General features: G+C 73.0%; 4 protein-coding genes. 3 read left to right on the plus strand and 1 reads right to left on the minus strand.

The features are described from left to right. Window positions 1-122: 122 nt before the first annotated feature. From ACSMXW_RS11675 to ACSMXW_RS11685, 3 genes are all read left to right on the plus strand, one after another. Window positions 123-11,027 (plus strand): amino acid adenylation domain-containing protein, encoded by a 10,905-nt coding sequence (locus tag ACSMXW_RS11675; RefSeq protein WP_485805871.1) that lies wholly within the window; start codon window positions 123-125, stop codon window positions 11,025-11,027. Then, on the plus strand, window positions 11,024-13,858 hold the full coding sequence (locus ACSMXW_RS11680) for a non-ribosomal peptide synthetase (protein ID WP_485805873.1): 2,835 nt from the start codon (window positions 11,024-11,026) through the stop codon (window positions 13,856-13,858). Before ACSMXW_RS11675 ends, ACSMXW_RS11680 begins: the two co-directional genes overlap by 4 nt. Window positions 13,859-14,068: 210 nt before the next feature. Then, on the plus strand, window positions 14,069-15,853 hold the full coding sequence (locus ACSMXW_RS11685) for an AfsR/SARP family transcriptional regulator (protein WP_485805874.1): 1,785 nt from the start codon (window positions 14,069-14,071) through the stop codon (window positions 15,851-15,853). Between the two features lie 298 nt (window positions 15,854-16,151). Here ACSMXW_RS11685 and ACSMXW_RS11690 read toward each other — a convergent pair whose 3' ends face one another. Further along, entirely contained in the window at window positions 16,152-19,124 is a 2,973-nt protein-coding gene (locus tag ACSMXW_RS11690) for an AfsR/SARP family transcriptional regulator (protein WP_485805876.1), read from the minus strand. Window positions 19,125-20,327 lie beyond the last annotated feature (1,203 nt).

A 20,327-nucleotide genomic window follows, 5' to 3' on the forward strand; every position in this document is an offset into this window, starting at 1 on the left:
ATCGCGCCGCACGGCCCCCAGCGCCGACGGCGGCGGCACACCGCAATCACCCAGCACCAAGCACCAAGCAGGCACCACACGAAGTACGTCGTACGGAACGAAGGTCGGGAGGGGCGCTCAGCATGAGTACGGGCGAAGTCCACACGGGCGGACAGGTCGACGACAGGCGCGAGGAACTGGTGCGGGCCCGGCTCGCGGGAGGCCGCGGAGGCCGGCGGGCCGCCGTCACCCCCACCGACAGGGACGGCCCGCTGGCCCTCTCCCACGGGCAGCAGCAGATGTGGTTCCTCAGCCGGCTCGACCCGGACAGCTGGGAGTACAGCGTCCCCGTGGCGCTCCGGCTGCGCGGGCCGGTCGACGCCGACCTGCTGCGCCGCGGTCTCACGGAGCTGGTGGCCCGCCACGAGATCCTGCGCACCCGCTACCGCCTCGACGGCACCGACCCCGTACAGCTGATCGACCCTCCCGGTCCGTTCGACCTGCCCGTCGACGACCTGACCGGCGGCGGCACCTCCGCCGAGCGCGAGCGGCAGGCCCGCCGGCTGGCCGAGGCCGAACCGGGCCGCCCCTTCGACCTGGCCGAGGGCGCGCCGCTGCGGGCCCGGCTGATCCGGATCGCGCCGGAGGACCACCTGCTGGTCGTGGTCTTCCACCACGTGGCCTGCGACGAGTGGTCCGTCGGACTGTTCCTCGCCGAACTCGCCGCCCTCTACGCGGCGTTCGGCCGGGGCGAGCCCTCACCGCTGGCGCCGCTGCCCGTCCAGTACGCGGACTACGCGGCCTGGCAGCGCCGCCGCCTCGGCAGCGGCGAACTCGACCGCCAGCTCGACCACTGGCGCGAACGCCTCGCCGGCCTCGCCCCGCTGGAGGTGCCGACCGACCGGCGGCGCCCGTCCACCCGCTCCTACGCCGGCGACGCCGTGCCCGTGCACCTGCCCGCCCCGCTCGCCACCCGCCTGCGGGACCTCGGCGGCCGGCACGGCGCGACCCTCTTCCACACCCTCCTCGCCGGCTACCAGGGCCTGCTGTCCCGCTACACCGGCCGCGACGACATCGCCGTCGGCACCGTGGTCTCCGGCCGCAACCGGCCCGAGCTGGAAGGGCTCATCGGCTACGGCATCAACACCCTGGTACTGCGCGGCCGCTGGCAGGGCGACCCGACCTTCCGGCAGCTGCTCACCGGCGCCCGGGAGTCCGTCCTGGACGCCTTCGACCACCAGGAGTTCCCCTTCGCGCGCCTCGTGGACGAGCTGGCCCCCGTGCGGGACATGTCCCGCACCCCGCTGTGCCAAGTCGCGTTCACCATGCACCGCGAACGCACCACCGGCTTCAGCCTGCCCGGCGTCGACGCCGAGACCCTGACCGCGACCTCCCGCGTCTCCCGCTTCGACCTCACCCTCCAGCTGCGCGAGGCCGACGACGGCTCCGTGACCGGGACGCTGGAGTACAGCACCGCCCTCTACGACCGGGCCACCGTCGCACGCATGGCACGGCACCTGGTGCGGCTCCTCCAGTCCGCCGCCGCCGACCCCGACCGCCGCCTGTCCCGCCTGGACATGCTCGACGACTCCGACCTGGCCGTCCTGCTGCCCGAGGTCCACACCTTCGACGCGCCCACCCGCAGTGTCCACGAACGCGTCGAGGAGCGGGCCGCCGCCACCCCCGACGCCGTCGCCGTCGTCTGCGGCTCCGAACGCCTCACCTACGCCGAGCTGAACACCCGCGCCAACCGGCTCGCCCACCACCTGCGCTCCCTCGGCGCCGGCCCCGGCCGCCTGGTCGGCGTCAGCCTCGACCGGGGACCGCACCTCGTGCCGGCCCTGCTCGGCGTGCTGAAGTCCGGCGCCGGCTACCTCCCGCTGGACCCCGAGCACCCCGCCGAGCGGATCGCCTACACCCTTCAGGACGCGGGTGCCGACCTCGTCGTCACCTGCACCGGGCACGCCGGCCACCTGCGCGACGCCGTCCGGGGCCGGCTCGTCGTCCTCGACGACCCGCGGGAGACCGCCGCGCTGGACGCGGCGCCCGGCGACAATCCCCACTCGGGCGCCGGCCCCGACGACCTGATCTACACGATCTACACCTCCGGCTCCACCGGCCGCCCGAAGGGCGTCGGCCTCAGCCACACCAACGTGCTGCGCCTGTTCACCGCCACCGAGGAGCACTTCGGCTTCGACGAGCACGACGTGTGGACCGTCTTCCACTCGTACGCCTTCGACATGTCGGTGTGGGAGATCTGGGGCGCGCTCGTCCACGGCGGGCGGCTCGTCGTCGTACCACCGGAGATCTCCCGGTCCCCCGAGGACTTCCTGCGCCTGCTCGCCGACGAGCGGGTGACCGTCCTCAACCAGACCCCGTCCGCCTTCCGGGGCCTGGTGTCCCTGGCCGCCGAGGGCCACCCCCTGATCGACGACCTCGCCCTGCGCGTCGTGTCGTTCGGCGGCGAGCGGCTCGACGTGCCCGCCCTGCGGCCCTGGGTGGAGCGCCGCGGCCTGGACCGCACGGCCCTCGCCAACCTCTACGGCATCACCGAGACGTGCGTGCACACCACGTTCCACCTGGTCACCGAGGCCGACCTGGACTCCGGGACCGGCAACCCGATCGGGGTGCCGCTGCGCGACCTCCAGGTCCACCTGTTCGGCCCGCACGGCGAGCTCGTGCCCGTCGGTGTCCCCGGCGAGATCCACGTCGGCGGCCCCGGCGTCGCCCTCATGTACCTGGGCCGGCCCGCGCTCACGGCGGAACGCTTCGTCCCCGACCCGTACGGCACCCCCGGCACCCGCCTCTACCGCAGCGGCGACCTCGCGTCCCGGCGGCCCGACGGCAGCCTCGACTACCTGGGCCGCATCGACCACCAGGTCAAGATCCGCGGCCACCGCATCGAACTCGGCGAGATCAAGGCCGCGCTCACCACCCACCCGCGAGTCCGCGACGCCGTCGTCGTCGCCCGCGAGGACACCCCCGGCGACCGCCGCCTCATCGCCTACGTCGTGCCCACCGGCGACGCCGTCGCCGCCCCCAGCGAACTGCGCGCCCTGCTCGCCCGCAGCCTCCCCGACTACATGGTCCCGGCCGCGTTCCTCGTCGTCGGCCGCATCCCCCTCACCGTCAACGGCAAGCTGGACCAGGCCGCGCTGCCCGCCCCCGACCGCGGCGCCCTCGGCGTCGACGCCGTCCACGTGGCCCCGCGCACCCCGGCCGAGGAGGAGATGGTCGCCGTCTGGCGCGAGGTCCTCGGGGTGGAGACCGTCGGCGTCGAGGACAACTTCTTCGACCTGGGCGGCGACTCGCTGCGCGCCGTCGCCCTCGTCGGCGCGCTGCGCGGCAGCGAGTACGACGTCACCGTCCGCGACGTGTTCGAGCACCGCACTCCCGCGGAACTCGTCGCCTTCGTCACCGGCCGCCCCGCCCCCGCCGCCCCCCGGGCGCCCGTCGCCCCGTTCGCCCTGATCGGCGACGACGACCGCGAACGGCTCCCGGACGGCCTGGTGGACGCCTACCCACTGGCGCAGGTGCAGCTCGGCATGGTCGTCGAGATGCTCGCCGACGACGGCCGCAACCACTACCACAACTCCACCTGCTTCCGGGTCCTCGACGATCGGCCCCTGGACCCCGACGTCCTCCAGCGGACCGTCGACACCGTCCTCGCCCGGCATGAGATCCTCCGCTCCTCCTTCGCCATCGAGGGCTACTCGGTCCCCCTCCAACTGGTGCACCCCGCGAGCACCGTGACCTCCCCCGTCACCGCACGGGACCTCACGGGTCTGGACGCGGACGCCATTGAGCAGTCCCTGCGCGCCTACATGGCCGAGGAACGCACCCGCCTCTTCGACCTGACCCGCGCCCCCCTGGTCCGCTTCACCGGCCACGCCTGCGACGACGGCTCCTGGTGGCTGACCCTCACCGAATGCCACGCCGTCCTCGAGGGATGGAGTCACCACTCCCTCCTGATGGAACTCGTCACCACCTACCACGCCCTGCGCGCCGGCGAGCCCCTGCCCGAGACGGACACCCCCGACATCCGGTACGCGGACTTCGTCGCCGCCGAACTGGAGTCGCTCGCGGCCGACGAGGGCCGCGCCTACTGGCAGGGCGTCCTCGCCGACCACGCGCCGTTCGAGATCCCGTCCGGCCTCGGCGGCGACCCGGCGAGCACCCCGCGCGGCCTCAACCGGTCCTGGGTGCCCTACCACGACCTGGAAGCCGGACTCCGCACCCTCGCCACCCGCGCCGAGGTGCCCATCAAGAGCGTGCTGCACGCGGCGCACCTCAAGGTGATGAGCCAGCTCACCCCCGAAGAGGCCTTCTTCACGGGCCTCGTCACCAACGCCCGCCCGGAGGCGGCCGGCGCGGAACGCGTCTACGGTGTGTACCTCAACCCGCTGCCGTTCGCCCACCGGCGCGGCGCGCGCACCTGGCGGGAACTGGTACGGCAGGTCTTCGACCAGGAGATCGAGGTCTGGCCGCACCGCCGCTTCCCGCTCGGCGCCATGCAGCGCGAACTCGGTGCCGGGGAACGCCTCGTCAACGTCCGTTTCAGCTACCAGAACTTCCGCCAGGTCGACCAGGACCTCGTCGACTACCCGGCGACGATCGACGACAGCCCCACCGAGTTCCCGCTCGGCGTCTCCACCCGCGCCGGCTTCATGGTGATCACCGCCCACCGCCACCACCTCGGCCGCGCGGCGGTGGACCGGCTGGCGGAGATGTACCGGGCGGTCCTGGAAGCGATGGCCGCCGACGTGGACGGCGACGCACGCGAGGCGTTCCTGCCGGCCGGTGAGCTGGAGCGCGTGCTCATGGCCTGGAACGACTCCGCCGCGCCCGCGCCCGAGGTCTCCGTGCCCGAGCTGATCGCACGGCACGCGACCGAACGGCCCGAGGCGACCGCGGTGGCCTCGGCCGGCGAGTCGCTGACGTTCGCGGAGTTGGACGTGCGGGCGAGTCGCCTGGCGCATGCATTGCGCCGGGCGGGTGTCGGCGCCGAGTCGTCGGTGGCGGTGCTGCTGGACCGGTCGGTGGATCTTGTGGTGGCCCTGCTGGCGGTGTGGCGTGCCGGCGCGGGCTACGTGCCGATGGACCCGGTCCTGCCCACCGATCGCATCGCCGGGATGATCGCCGACGCCGGAGCGGAGGTGGCCATCACCTCCCGGGCGTACGCGGACCGGTTCACCGTACCCGTGGTGCGGGTGGACGAGAACCTGTCCCACCTGCCCGACACGGCACCCACAGTGGACATCGACCCGGACACCGTGGCGTACACCGTGTTCACATCCGGCTCGACCGGGCGCCCGAAGGGCGTGCAGGTCTCCCACCGGAGCCTGGCCAACCACGTGGACTGGGCCGTACGGGAACTGACACCGGCCGGTTCGGGCGGTGCGCCCGTCTTCTCCTCCGTGGCGTTCGACCTGGTGGTGCCGAATGTGTGGGCACCCTTGGCCGCAGGCCAGCGGACATGGCTGTTCAACGGTGAACTGACCGAACTGGGCACCTCACTGGCAGCAGCCGGCCCGTTCTCCTTCGTGAAGCTGACCCCGGGACATCTGGAAGTGCTGTCCGGCCAGCTGTCCGATGAGCAGATCGCCGCGCTGACAGGCCGAGTCGTCGTGGCCGGTGAAGCGCTGCCGGGCGCCCTGGTCGAACGATGGCGCCGGACTCTGGGCGACGGCAACGTCCTCAACGAGTACGGACCCACCGAAGCCACCGTCGGCACCTGCACATACCCCCTCACCGAAAGCGTCGAAGGCGTCGTCCCCATCGGACGCCCTCTGCCGAACATGACCATGCGCATCCTGGACACCCACCTGCACCCCGTCCCCGTAGGCGCCGTCGGCGAACTCTTCGTCGCAGGGACAGGGGTAGCCCGCGGATACGCCGGTGACCCCACACGCACCGCACAACGGTTCCTGCCCGACCCGTACGGGCCCGCGGGCAGCCGCATGTACCGGACCGGAGACCTCGCACGCTGGCGTTCCGACGGCGCGGTGGAATTCCTCGGCCGCATCGACGACCAGGTCAAAATCCGCGGCTACCGCATCGAACTCGGCGAGGTACGTGCTGCCCTGATCGCCAACCCTCAGGTCACGGACGCGGCAGTGGTCGTGTCGGAGGACCAGCAGCTGATCGCCTACGTGGTCGGTGAGGTCCCGGACCTGGCGGACACTCTCCCGGACTACATGATCCCCTCCGTCTACGTGCAGCTCGACGCGCTCCCCCTGACGGCGAACGGCAAACTCGACCACCGCGCCCTGCCCGATCCCGACACCACCGCCACCGACTCCCACACCGCCCCCCGCACCCCCACCGAAGAACGCATCGCCGCCGTCTGGAGCAGAGTCCTCGGCGTCGAGCGAATCGGCGTCGAAGACAACTTCTTCGACCTCGGCGGACACTCCATCAAAGCCATCGCCCTCGTCGGCGCCCTCCGCGCAGAAGGATTCGACGCCGCCGTACGCGACATCTTCCAGCACCGCACCATCGCCAACCTCGCCGCCACCCTCACCGACGACGAGAACCCCCTCAACGCCTTCCAAGCCGTACAACCCTTCACCCTCATCGGCGACGAGGACCGGGAACGGCTCCCGGACGGCATGGTGGACGCCTACCCGCTTGCTCAGGTGCAGCTCGGCATGCTCGTGGAAATGCTCGCCGACGACGGGCGGAACAAGTACCACAACACCACCACGTTCCGGATCAAGGACGGCCGGCCCTTCGACGTGGACGCCCTGCGCCGTGCCGGACAGGCCGTGGTGGAGCGGCACGAGATGCTACGGGCCTCCTTCGACCTCGACGCCTACTCGGTACCGCTCCAACTCGTCCACGCGTCGGCGGACCTCCCCGTGACGGTGCGCGACCTGCGCGGCATGAGCCCCGAGCAGCAGGCCGGGGTGCGGCGGGAGCACATCGTCAGTGAGCGGGCCACCGCCTTCGAGCTCGACCGCGCCCCGCTGCTGCGGGTCTCGGCGCTCGTGGAGTCCGACGAGGCGTGGTGGCTCTCGGTCAGTGTCTGCCACCCGATCACGGAGGGCTGGAGCCACCGCAACCTCCTCAGCGACATCGTCGAGGGCTACCTGCGCCTGCGTGCCGGCGAGCAGTTGCGCGAGGTGGCGGCACCCGACGTCCGCTACGCCGACTTCGTGGCGGCGGAGCAGGAGTCCCTCGCCTCCGACGAGGACCGTTCCTACTGGCAGGGCGTCCTCACCGAGCATGCCACGTTCGAGTTGCCGGCCGGCTGGGCGGACCCGGAGCCCGGCGACCACGCCGTGACCGTGCACGTACCGCTGGGGGACCTCACCGCTGCACTGCGGTCCGCGGCGCGCACCACCGGCACCTCGCTCAAGGCCGTCCTGCACGCGGCCCACCTCAAGGTGATGAGTCAGCTCACCGTGGAGGAGGCGTTCTACACCGGCCTCGTCTCCAGCGGCCGCCCCGAGGTGGAGGGCGCGGAGCGCGTCTACGGCATGTACCTCAACACGGTGCCGTTCGCCCACCGGCGCGGCGCACGCACCTGGGCGGAAGTCATCCACCAGGTGTTCCGGCAGGAGACCGAGCTGTGGCCGCACCGCCGCTTTCCCATGCCCGTGATGCAGCGGGAGCTGGGGGACGGCACCCGCCTCCTCGACGTCCGCTTCAGTTACCTCGACCTCTCCGACGCCCAGGCCGACAGCGACCTCGTCGACGCCGAGTCCGGAGACGGCGAGGGTGCCACGGAGTTCGGCCTGGCGGTCGCCGCCCGCGGTAGCGGGCTGCTGCTCACGGCCGACCCGGCGGTCCTCGGCCGCGCGGCGGTGGACCGGCTGGCGGAGATGTACCGGGCGGTCCTGGAAGCGATGGCCGCCGACGTGGACGGCGACGCACGCGAGGCGTTCCTGCCGGCCGGTGAGCTGGAGCGCGTGCTCATGACCTGGAACGACTCCGCCGCGCCCGCGCCCGAGGTCTCCGTGCCCGAGCTGATCGCACGGCACGCGACCGAACGGCCCGAGGCGACCGCGGTGGCCTCGGCCGGCGAGTCGCTGACGTTCGCGGAACTGGACGCACGGGCCAACCGTCTCGCCCACGCACTGCGTAAAGCGGGCGCGGGCGCCGAGTCGTCGGTGGCGGTACTACTGGACCGGTCGGTCGACCTGGTCGTGGCCCTGCTGGCGGTGTGGCGTGCCGGCGCGGGCTACGTGCCGATGGACCCGGTCCTGCCCGCCGGTCGCATCGCCGGGATGATCGCCGACGCCGAGGTGCAGGTGGCCATCACCTCCCGGGCATACGCGGACCGGTTCACCGTACCCGTGGTGCAGGTGGACGAGAACCTGTCCCACCTGCCCGACACGGCACCCACAGTGAACATCGACCCGGACACCGTGGCGTACACCGTGTTCACATCCGGCTCGACCGGGCGCCCGAAGGGCGTGCAGGTCTCCCACCGGAGCCTGACCAACCACGTGGACTGGGCCGTACGGGAACTGACACCGGCCGGTTCGGGCGGCGCGCCCGTCTTCTCCTCCGTGGCGTTCGACCTGGTGGTGCCGAACGTGTGGGCACCCTTGGCCGCAGGCCAGCGGACATGGCTGTTCAACGGTGAACTCACCGAACTCGGCACCTCACTGGCAGCAGCCGGCCCGTTCTCCTTCGTGAAGCTGACACCCGGACATCTGGAAGTACTGTCCGGTCAGCTGTCCGATACGCAGATCGCCGCGCTGACAGGCCGAGTCGTGGTCGCGGGAGAAGCCCTGCCGGGCGCACTCGTCGAACGATGGCGCCGGACTCTGGGCGACGGCAACGTCCTCAACGAATACGGACCCACCGAAGCCACCGTCGGCACCAGCGTCCACCCCCTCACCGAAACCGTCGAAGGCATCGTCCCCATCGGACGCCCCCTGCCGAACACGACCATGCGCATCCTGGACACCCACCTGCACCCCGTCCCCGTAGGCGCCGTCGGCGAACTCTTCGTCTCAGGCACCGGAGTAGCCCGCGGATACGCCGGTGACCCCACGCGCACGGCCGAACGCTTCCTGCCCGACCCGTACGGCCCCGCGGGCAGCCGCATGTACCGGACCGGAGACCTCGCACGCTGGCGCTCCGACGGCGCGGTGGAATTCCTCGGCCGCATCGACGACCAGGTCAAAATCCGCGGCTACCGCATCGAACTCGGCGACATCCGAGCCGCCATCACCGCCCACCCCCACGTCACCGACGCCGCCATCACCGTGACGGACGACCAGCGGCTCATCGCCTACATCGTCGGCGAGGTTCCGGACCTCACCGACACACTCCCCGACTACATGACCCCCTCCACCTACATACAACTCGACGCGCTCCCCCTGACCGCCAACGGCAAACTCGACCACCGCGCCCTGCCCGCCCCCGACACCACCGCCACCGACTCCCACACCGCCCCCCGCACCCCCACCGAAGAACGCATCGCCGCCGTCTGGAGCAGAGTCCTCGGCGTCGAGCGAATCGGCGTCGAAGACAACTTCTTCGACCTCGGCGGACACTCCATCAAAGCCATCGCCCTCGTCGGCGCCCTCCGCGCAGAAGGATTCGACGCCGCCGTACGCGACATCTTCCAGCACCGCACCATCGCCAACCTCGCCGCCACCCTCACCGACGACGAGAACCCCCTCAACGCCTTCCAAGCCGTACAACCCTTCACCCTCATCGGCGACGAGGACCGGGAACGGCTCCCGGACGGCATGGTGGACGCCTACCCGGTCGCCAAGATGCAGCTCGGCATGCTCGTGGAGATGCTCGCGGGCGACGGGCTGAACAAGTACCACAACACGGCGACCTTCCGGATCAACGACGGGCGGCCGTTCGACGCCGAGGCACTGCGCAGGGCGGCGCGTACCGTGGTGGAGCGGCACGAGATGCTGCGTACCTCCTTCGACCTGGCGGGCTTCTCGGTGCCGTTGCAACTGGTGCACCCGGCGGCCGAGCCGCGGGTCACCGTGCGGGATCTGCGGGCGGCGGACCCGGAGCGGTTCGCGGAGGCGCGGCAGGAGCACATCGCCGCCGAGCGGGCCGAGCTCTTCGACCTGGACCGGCCGCCGCTGCTGCGGTTCGCCGCCCTGGTCGAGTCGGACGAGGCGTGGCACCTCGGCTTCACCCACTGCCACGCCATCACGGAGGGCTGGAGCCAGCAGTCGCTGCTGCGGGAGGTCCTGGTCCTCTACCAGGCGTACGCGTCCGGCGCGCAACCGGCGGAGCCGGAGGCGGTGACGGTGCGCTACGCCGACTTCGTCGCCGCGGAGCGGGAGTCCCTCGCCTCCGACGACGACCGCTCCTACTGGCAGGGCGTCGTCGACCGGTACGCGCCGTGCCGGCTGCCGGAGGAGTGGGGAGCCGGGGACAGCGCGCCCCGGGACGACTTCAAGCTGTCGGTGGACTTCCGCGACATCGAGCCGGCCCTCCGCGAGCTGGCCAGGTCCACCGACACCTCGTTCAAGGCGGTCCTGCTCGCCACGCACCTCAAGGTGTTGAGCACGGTCACCGGGGAGGCGGCCTTCCACACCGGTGTGGTGTACAGCGCGCGTCCCGAGGCGCCGGGCGCCGAGCGGGTGTTCGGCATGTACCTCAACACGCTGCCGTTCGCGCACGACCGGTCCGCGCGCACCTGGCGCGAGCTGGTGCGCCAGGTCTTCGACCGGGAGGCCGAGGTGTATCCGCACCGCCGGTACCCGCTGCCGGCCGTGCAGCAGCTCGCCGGCGGACACCGCCTGTTCGACGTGATGTACCGCTACCAGGACTTCCACCAGACCGTCGGCAGCGCGGTGGACGTGCAGGCGGGTGCCGGGGACAGCTCCAACGAGTTCACGCTGTCCGTGGCCAACGTGCCGGGCCGACTCGTCCTGCGGGCGGTCAGCACCGGCCTCGACCGGCCGGGTGCGGAGCGGTTGGCCGGGATGTACCGGGCGGTGCTGGAGGCGATGGCCGGCGACCCGGACGGCGACGTGGACGCCCCGCTGCTGTCCGCGGCGGAGCTGGCACAGGTCCTGGGCGACTTCAACGACACCGAGGTGGAGTGGGGATGAGACGCTACGTCCACGAGGTGATCGAGGGGCAGGCCGCGGCCACCCCCGACGCCGTCGCCGTCCAGGTGGGGGACCACACCCTCACGTACCGGCGGCTCGACGAGGAGGCCAACCGGATCGCGCACCGGCTGCGGGACGCCGGCGTGGGGCCCGAGTCGGTGGTCGGGGTGCTGCTGCGCCGGGGACCGGACACCCTGCCGGCGCTGCTCGGCATCTGGAAGGCGGGCGGCTCCCACCTGCCGCTGGACACCGCGCTGCCCGCCGAACGGCTGCGGTACATGCTTCGGACAGCGGGGGCGCGGCTGACGGTGACGTACGGCGGTGGCGCCGCGCTGCTCGGCGCCGGGCACCCCGGTGACGTCCTGGACCTGGACGGGGAGCGCGACCGGATCGCGGCAGCCCCCCAGGCCCCGCCCGACCGGTCCGCGGACCGCGACCCGGACGATCCGGCGCGCACCCACCGGCTGGCGTACACCCTCTTCACCTCCGGCTCCACGGGCCGCCCCAAGGGGGTGCAGATCGGCCAGTACGCGCTGCTCAACGTGCTCTTCTCGATGCGGCGCTGGCACCGTTCGGGGCCGGAGCACCGCTGGCTGGCCACCACCTCGCTCGCCTTCGACGTGTCCACCGCCGAGCTGTACCTGCCGCTGGTCACCGGCGGCCGGGTGGTGCTCGCCGACGACGCGGAGGCCCACGACCCGGCCGCCCAGCTGCGGCTGGTGGAGAGCGCGGGGATCACCCATGTGCAGGCCACCCCGGCCGGCTGGAAACGGCTGCTGGCCGCGGGGCTGGGGCGGCTGCCCGTCACCGCGGTCACCACCGGTGAGGAGTGCCCGCCCGACCTGGCGCGGGACCTCGCGCGCCGGGTCGACCGGTTGAGCAACCTGTACGGGCCCACCGAGGCCACCGTCTGGTGCACCGGAACCGATCTGACGCCGGACATGACGACGGTGCCGATCGGCCGGCCGCTGCCCAACTACCGTGCCTACGTGCTCGACCCGGCCCAGCAGCCGGTGCCGGTCGGGGTGGTCGGCGAACTGTACGTGGCGGGCGCGGGGGTGGCCCGCGGGTATGTGGGGCGGCCGGGGCTCACCGCGGAGCGGTTCCTCCCGGAGCCGTACGGCGGGCCGCCCGGCTCCCGCATGTACCGCACCGGAGACCTGGCACGGTTCCGGGCCGACGGGCGGCTCGAATGCCTGGGGCGCATCGACACCCAGGTCAAGATCCGCGGCTTCCGCATCGAACTCGGCGAGATCGAGGAGGTGCTGCGCGCCGGTCCTGACGTGCGCGACGCCGCCGTGCTGGCCCGCGACGACGACCAGGGCGAGAAGTGGCTGGTGGCCTATGTGGTCGGCGCCGACGGGAAGGATCCCGACCCGGGTGCCCTGCGGGACCGGCTGGCCGCCACCCTGCCGGGGTACATGGTGCCCGCGGCGGTCGTCCCGCTCCCGGAGCTGCCGCTGAACCCGGCCGGCAAGGTCGACCGGTCGGCGCTGCCCGCCCCTGGCCGGTCCGCCCTCGCCTCCGACCGCCCCTATGTGGCGCCCCGCACCCCCACCGAACGGCTCCTGGTCGACGTCTGCGCCCAGGTGCTGGGCGTGGCCGACGTCGGTGTGCGGGACCGGTTGCGGGACCTCGGCGCCGACTCCATGCGGATCGTGCACGTGATGGCGGCCGCGCGGCGGGCCGGGCTCGGTCTGACGCTGCGGATGCTGCTGGACGGCGAGAGTGTCGAGGACCTGGCCGAGGCCCTGGACGGCACCCCACAGGACGGGACGGGAACGGGAGAGGACGAGGTGGCGGCGATGACGTCGGTGGCACGGACGGATCCGGCCGGGGACCTGGCGCGGACCATGGCCGCGCACCGGGTGCCGGGCGCCGCGGTGGCCCTGCTCCGGGAGGGCCGGCTGGTGGGCGCCCAGGCGCACGGGGTGCGGTCCGCGGACGGCGGCCTCCCGGTGACCCTGCGCACCCGCTTCCAGGCCGGGTCCATCAGCAAGCAGGTCACCGCGTTCGCGGCGCTGCGCCTCGTCGCCCGGGGCGTCCTCGACCTGGACACGGACCTGGACCGGTACCTGGCCGGGCGGAGCGTGCCCCGCACCACCGCAGGCACCCCGGTCACGCTGCGCCATCTGCTGTCGAACACGGCGGGCTTCTCCAGCGCGGCGGCCACCTGGTGGCGGCCCGGTGAGGCGATGCCGAAGCTCGACACCGTGCTGGACGACGTGACGGCCGAGCACGAGCCGGGCACCCGGTTCCGCAAGGCGGGCAGCCAGTGGGCGCTGGCGGAGCGGCTGCTCATGGACGTCACCGGGCAGGACTTCCCGGACCTTGTGGAGGAGCTGGTGTTCGCGCCGCTCGCCATGGCGGGCAGCTCCTTCACGGCGCCCTCCGGCGAGCACGGCGCCCGCGACGACCGGGCCTGCGGGCACGACCAGCACGGCCGGCCGCTGCTCGACGGCTTCCGGGTGCGGCCGGTGCGGGCCGGCAGCGGGCTGTGGTCCACCGCCACCGACATCGCACAGCTCGCCGTGGAGATCCGCCAGGCCCACCTGGGCTGCTCCGACCTGTTGCCGGCGGCGCTGGCCACACAGATGCTCACCGAGGCGTTCCCCGGCAGCTTCTACGGCCTCGGCACGGTCGTCGACGGGTCCCTGGGCGAGACGGAGTTCGGGCACGGCGGGCAGACCGCCGGGTTCCGTGCGCTGGTCTCGGTCCGGCTGCGGTCCGGCAGCGGCTGCGTGGTCCTGACCAATGGCGACGGCGGCAAGCACGTGCACAAGGCCGTCGCCGCGTCCCTGGGCCGCGAGCTGGTCGTCAGCGACGACTGACCGGAACCGGCCCCCGCGCACCCTGCCGCCGGCAGATCACCACGATGAACCGGTGGTGTTACCGAACGGATAACGCGAGAATAGAGGCCCCGCATAGCTTCTGTACACGTTCGTACATGCCAGACGGGGGGGTGTCGCATGGACTTTCGAGTCCTCGGCCCGGTGGAAGCGCACAGGAGCGGTGCAAGGATTCCGCTCTCAGGTTCGAAGGTGCACACGGTACTCGCGGCCCTGCTGCTCGCCAGGGGCCGCGTGGTGTCGGACAGCAGGCTCAACTTCCTGCTCTGGGGCTGGGAACCGCCGGCCACGTCCGGAGCGCAGATCTACACGTACATGTCGCGGCTGCGGAAGCTGCTCGGTGACGAGGTGCGCATCGAGCGGCGGCCGCCCGGCTATCTGCTCCGGGCCCCGCACAGCGCGGTGGACCTGCTGGAGTTCGAGCGGCTCGACCGGCTCGGCCGCGCCGCCCTCGCCCGCGGCCACCACCGGGAGGCGGGGGCGCTGCTCGCCGAGGCCCTCGGGCACTGGCGCGGCACCGCCCTCGCGGGCGTCACCGAACACCTCGCCGAGGCGGAGCTTCCGCAGCTGGAAGAGGCGCGGATGCACGCCGTGGAGAGCCGTATCGAGGCCGATCTGGCGCTGGGCCGGCACGAGCAGCTCACCGCCGAACTCACCGGGCTCGTCGCCCAGTACCCGCTGCGGGAGAAGCTGCGGGCCCAGCTGATGACCGCGCTCTACCGCAGCGGCCGGCAGAGCGACGCCCTCCAGAGCTACTACGAGGGCCGCTCCCTGCTCGCCGAACAGCTGGGCATCGACCCGGGCGAGGCCCTCGGCTCGACCTACGCGGCGGTTCTCAAGGGCACCCGGGGGCCCGGGCCCGGCGGCGCCCGGCGGCCCGTGCCGGACCCGGCGGCCGGTCGCTGCGCCCCGAGCACGCTGCCGCCGGACGTCGACGGTTTCGTGGGGCGCGACGGCGAAGTACACGTGCTGCGCACCCAGCTGGCGGAGTCGGCCGCCGGGCGGGGCCCGCGCCAGCTGCTGGTCACCGGCATGGCCGGGGTCGGCAAGACGGCCCTCGCCGTGCACGTCGCGCACGAGGCCGCCGCGGACTTCCCCGACGGCCGGCTCTTCGCCGAGCTGTCCGAGGCGGACGGCCGCCCGCGCCGGCCCCGCGACGTCCTCGCCGGCATCCTGCGGGACCTCGGCGAGCCCCTCGGGGAGGCCGGCGCCCCGCAGTCCCCCGCCGGAGCCGGCCCCGACCGCAGGGAGCACGAGGACCTGGTACGGCTCTGCCGCGCCCGCACCACGGGCCGGCGGCTGCTGGTGGTGCTGGACGGCGCGGCCGAGGGACGGCTGCTCGACCCGCTGCTGGCCGGCCTGCCGGACGCCGTGCTGCTGATCACCGGCCGCACCAGACTCACCCAGGTCACCGGGGCCCGCACCACGGCCCTGGCCCCGCTCGGGGACGCCGCGGCCCTCGACCTGCTGGCCGGCGCGGCCGGCCGGGCACGCCTGCTCGCCGAACCGGACGCCACCGACGACCTGCTCGGCTACTGCGGCGGCCTGCCGCTGGCGCTCCGCATCACCGGCAGCCGCCTCGCCGCCCGCCCGTTCTGGCCCGTGGCCCGGCTCGCGCAGCGGTTGGCCGCACCGGAGATGCGGCTGCGGGAGCTCTCCTTCGGCGGACTGGACGTGGCCGCGGCGTTGCAGCCGTCCCTGTACGCCCTTCCCGCACCGGCCCGGGCGGTACTGGCCCGGCTCGCCGGCATCGGCACCGAGCCCTTCCCCGCCCACCGGACGGCCGGGCGGCTCGGCATGAACGAGGCGGCCGCGGAGCAGTGGCTGGAGCAGCTCGTGGACGGGGCGCTGCTCGACCTGTGCGGGGTGGATCTGAGAGGCCGTCCCCTCTACCGCTTCCACGAGCTGGTGCTGCTCTTCGCCGCCGCGCAGCCCGCACCGCCCCGCGCTCCCTCGCGGTCACCCGCGGCCCGCTGAGCCGGCGGGCCGGGCAGGGCCCGGGTGCGCACACGGCGCGGCCGCGGGGCTCTGCTCGGCCCCGCGGCCGTCATGTCCTCGACCGCGTCGGTGTGCTCAGTGCCAGCTCTCGTCGCCGCAGTGGAACGCCTCAGCGGTGTGCGGATGGGTCACGCGGATGCTCGCCACTTCTTCTCCCCCATGTGTTGAGATGGTGCGACGCACGCTAGTGCGGTGCGTTTTCTCCTCATTATCGTTTCAGCTTTCAGGTGGTGCTTTCCCGTAGCCGTCCGGCCGGGAAGCCACCGGGGACCTTTTCCTACCCGTCGGTCGGATCGGGTAGTTCCGCGAGGGCGGCACGCGTCCGCCGTAGCCACGCCGCCACGCCGATCCGGTCGAAATCCGCCAGCGCCCCCAGGAAATTCCGGCGCGCCTCGTGGGAATCGCCGCATTTCCAACTGGCGGTGCCGAGGGCGAGTTTGATACGACCTTCGACGAGCGCGCTGTCCACCAGGGCGGCGACCTTCGTGGCCTGGCGCAGCGTGGCCCGGGCCTCCTGCCACCGGCCGGCGCCCATCCGGGCCTCGCCGAGAGCCAGCAACCCGTGGGCCAGGCCGAGGGTGTCCAGCTGGCCCCGCACGATGTGGATCACCCGCAGCAGGGCCTCCTCGGCGAGGTCGTACTCCTGGCGGGCCAGGTGCACCCGGGCCAGCCGGTGGGTGCCCAGCGCCAGGCTGCGGGCGCCGCCCTCGCCGATGGCGGCGGAGACCCGCACCGACTCCTCGCTCAGCCGCTGCGCCTCGTCGACGTCGCCCTGGTCGAGGCGGATCTGCGCCATGTTGTTCAGTACGTGGGCCTCCGAGGAGCGGTCGCCGACCGCCCGGAAGACGTCCAGCGCCGCCGTGCTGTGCCGCATGGCGGTGTCCAGCTCGCCGCGCATCTCGTCGATCATCGCCATGTTCCGCAGCACCAGGGCCCGGCCGTGTTCCTCCCCGGCCCGCTCGTGCAGCCGCAGCGCCCGGGTGAACAGGTCGTACGCCTCTGTGAAGTCCCGCAGCCGCATCTCCAGGGCGCCGAGGGCGTGCAGCATGGCCGCCTCGCCCCGTGCGTTGCCCGCGGCACGGGCCGCCGCCAGCGAGCGCTCGGCGCACTCGCGCCAGTCGTCGAGGTAGTTGCGGGTCTCGAAGAGGACCAGGACCGAGAGGGTGAGGTCCCAGGCGAACTCGTCCATGCCGGCGGCGGCCGTCCGGCCGACGACCGTGACCAGGGAGAGCCGCTCGGCCTCCAGCCAGTCCAGCGGCCGCGCCAGCAGCGCCTCGGTCAGCTCCCGCGACAGCCGGTGCGGCCGGGCCGTGCCGTGGATGATGCTGAAGTCACCGCCGTAGGAGCGCCGGTGGGCCTCGGAGGCGAGGTACAGGTAGGCGCGGTAGACCCGTTCCAGGACGGCGCGCCGCTCCTCGGGGCTCTCCTCCTCGGCGCGCTCGCGGGCGAAGAGCCGCAGCAGGTTCTGGAACCGGTAGCGGGTGTGCCCGGCCATGTCCGGGCCGACCACGTCGAGGAACTGGGCGTCGACAAGCTCCTCGACGAGGCGTTCGCCCGTGTAGAGGTCGGTGTCGAGCAGGACGGCCGCCACCCAGGGGGTGAAGTCCGGCACGTCCAGCAGGCCCAGTCTTCGGTAGAGCTGCGCGGTCTGCGCGGCGAGTCCCCGGTAGGTCACCGCGAAGCTGGCTCTGACCTGCGACTCGCCCTGGCTCAGCTCGTCCAGCCTGAGCCGCTCGTCGCTGAGCCGGCGCACCAGGTGGGCCACCGTCCAGTGCGGCTTCGAGGCGAGCCGGGCCCCGGCGATGCGCAGCGCCAGCGGCAGCAGGTCGCAGAGCTCGGCCAGGGTGGCGGTGCCGCTCTGGTCGGCCGCGATGCGCTCCTCGCCCACGATCCGCCCCAGCAGTTCGACCGCCTCGTACGGGGAGAGCGGCCCGAGCCGCACCCAGGCCCGCGGCGGCCAGGCCACCAGCTCCGGTATCTGCTCGCGTCCCGTGACCAGCACACAGCAGCCGGCACCGCTGGGCAGCAGCGGGCGCACCTGCGCGTAGCTGCGGACGTTGTCCAGGACGACGAGCACCCTGCGGTCGGCGAGCAGGCTCCGGTAGAGCGCCGCACGCTCCTCCGGCTCCGCCGGGATCTGGGCGGTGGGCACGGACAGGGACCGCAGGAAGCGGCTGAGGACCTCGTCGGCCGTGGTCGGTTCGAGCTGCTCGTCGTAGCCGTGCAGGTCGGCGAAGAGCTGGCCGTCGGGGAAGAGGTCCGCGACGCCGTGCGCCCAGTGGACCGCCAGGCTGGTCTTGCCGACACCGGCGACGCCGGTGATCAGGCCGGTGGCCGGGCCGCCGGCGGTGCTGTCCGTGTCGAGCAGTTCGCCCAGCCGGGCCAGCTCCTCCTTGCGCCCGGCCAGTCTCGGCACGTCCGGGGGCAGTTCCAGCGGGTCGCCGGCCGGCTTCGGCGGGGGCACCGGCTCGGCGTCCGGCTCGTGCGCCGACGGCAACGGCTCGTCCTGGAGGATGGCGTGGTGCAGCTCGGTCAGGGCGAGGCCCGGCTCGATGCCGAGTTCTTCCACCATCCACCGCCGCCCCTCCTGGAAGGTCTCCAGGGCCTCGGCCCGCCGGCCGGAGCGGTACTGAGCGGTGATCAGCTGATGGCGGGCGCGCTCGCGCAGCGGATGGCTGCGGACCATCGCCGCCAGATCGGGCAGGACCCGCTGGTGGTCGCCGAGCTGGAGCCGCACCTCCGTGGCGTTCTCGAAGGTGTCGAGCCGCAGCTCCTCCAGCCGCTGCGCCTCGTCCTCCACACGGTGGCCGGTGACACCGGCGAGCGGCCAGCCGCGCCACAGCCGCAGCGCGTCCGTGTAGGCGCGGGACGCCTCGGGCAGCCGGTCCTCGCGCACCGCGGCCTCGGCCTCGGCGACCAGTTCGGCGAACTCGGCGGTGTCCAGCGAGTGCCGGCCCACCCGCAGGAGGTATCCGGGGTGCGCGGTGACGATCACCTCGTCGGGGCAGCCGGCGTTCTTGAACGCCTTGCGCAGAGCCGCGATGCAGATGGAGACCTGGGTGCGCGCGGTGGCGGGCGGGCGCTCGTTCCACACCGCCTCGATCAGCGAGTCGACCGGGACGACGCGCCCCGGGGCCAGCAGCAGGAGGGTGAGAATGGTGCGGTGCCGGGGTCCGCCGAGCGGCACCTGGACCTCGCCGACGCGTACCTCGAGCGGGCCCAGGACCCGGAATTCCAGCCGCTTCTCCATGCTCTCCATGCCCCCCCAGGCGTTTTCAGCGTCGGTGTGGTCTTGTAGGTGCCGAGCCACGGGCGTGTGGCGATGTGCGGTGGATGCGCGACGTGACGCGACGAAGCTCCGTGGCGGAGGCGACGTTCCCGGGCCGCGTCCGCGCAACGGAGCTTCGATGTGCCGGCGGTCCGCCGCCGTCCGCCCGCATCGGGCCGCCGGCCCACCGGCCGGCCTGCGTCAAGCCGCCGGCCCGCAGGCATCGGGGCATCGCGTCGCTGCCGCGGCTGCTTTCCCAGCCGTCGCGGGCCGGCGACGGGCGGACCGTCACCCGGCCGCGGGTGCCGGACGGTACCGGGAACCGGCCCCGTGCCGCCGGGCACACCGGCGTCGCAGCCGGCCTCCGCGAGACGCCCCGCCGTCCCCTCGGCCCGCCGCCCCTCCCCGGCCTCGACTGACCAGCACCGATCCAAGATCAGGAGATTTTTCAATCGCCCTGCTGACCCCCCGTGCTTCCCGGACAGCGGAAGCGCTATCCCGGTCGCCACCAAATCCAGGTGGTATGCCCCTGCGCACACAATACGACGAGGGAAGAAGCTACTGAGCAGTAGAGCGGTACTAACCGGGGGTAACGACAACGAGTTCGTCCGGAGCGGGGTCCTCCGGTACGCCCCCGGATCAATGTGAGTCGCGTTCGGTTCCCGTTTTCCCGACGGCAATTTCCAGCCGAATTCAGGGGAACGAATGCCGGTGCGGCGCGCCCGCCCCGGCCACGCGTCCGACCCGTGCCGCACGGGCCGGTCGGCGGGCGCATCCCCGGCACGGCGGACGGGACCCCCGACAGCGTTCGTGAGCGTCGGCGCCCGCGCCCCGCACCGCCCCAGCCGGAGCCACAACCCGCCCCGGTCAGGCCGAGCCGGCTCGGCTGGCCCCAGTGTGCCGTGACCGCAGACGGACAGTGCCGGACAGCCGTCCGGTATTGAGTTCCCAGTCGGCACAGTGCTTTGATCCCCGTACCGACAACCGGGGGCGATGACACGCGCTCCTCACCGAAAAACGCCGAAGGGGGAACCGCCCGTCTCCCGGGACGATGACGACGAAGTGAGTTCTCCAGGCGGTACCCGACAGCCCCTCACCACACCGGGACCGATATCGGCCCACCGCAAAAGGCCGACCGGTCGGCGGGCGCCGGGACACTCCTTCACCGCCGGCGCGCAACCCGAA

Source organism: Streptomyces sp. DSM 116793, from assembly GCF_057320905.1.

What these genes read in the sequence shown, in the direction of transcription:
- ACSMXW_RS11675 (WP_485805871.1), top strand. Translation starts at nt 123, where the DNA reads ATGAGTACGGGCGAAGTCCACACGGGCGGACAGGTCGACGACAGGCGC.
- ACSMXW_RS11680 (WP_485805873.1), top strand. Translation starts at nt 11,024, where the DNA reads ATGAGACGCTACGTCCACGAGGTGATCGAGGGGCAGGCCGCGGCCACC.
- ACSMXW_RS11690 (WP_485805876.1), bottom strand. Translation starts at nt 19,124, where the DNA reads ATGGAGAAGCGGCTGGAATTCCGGGTCCTGGGCCCGCTCGAGGTACGC.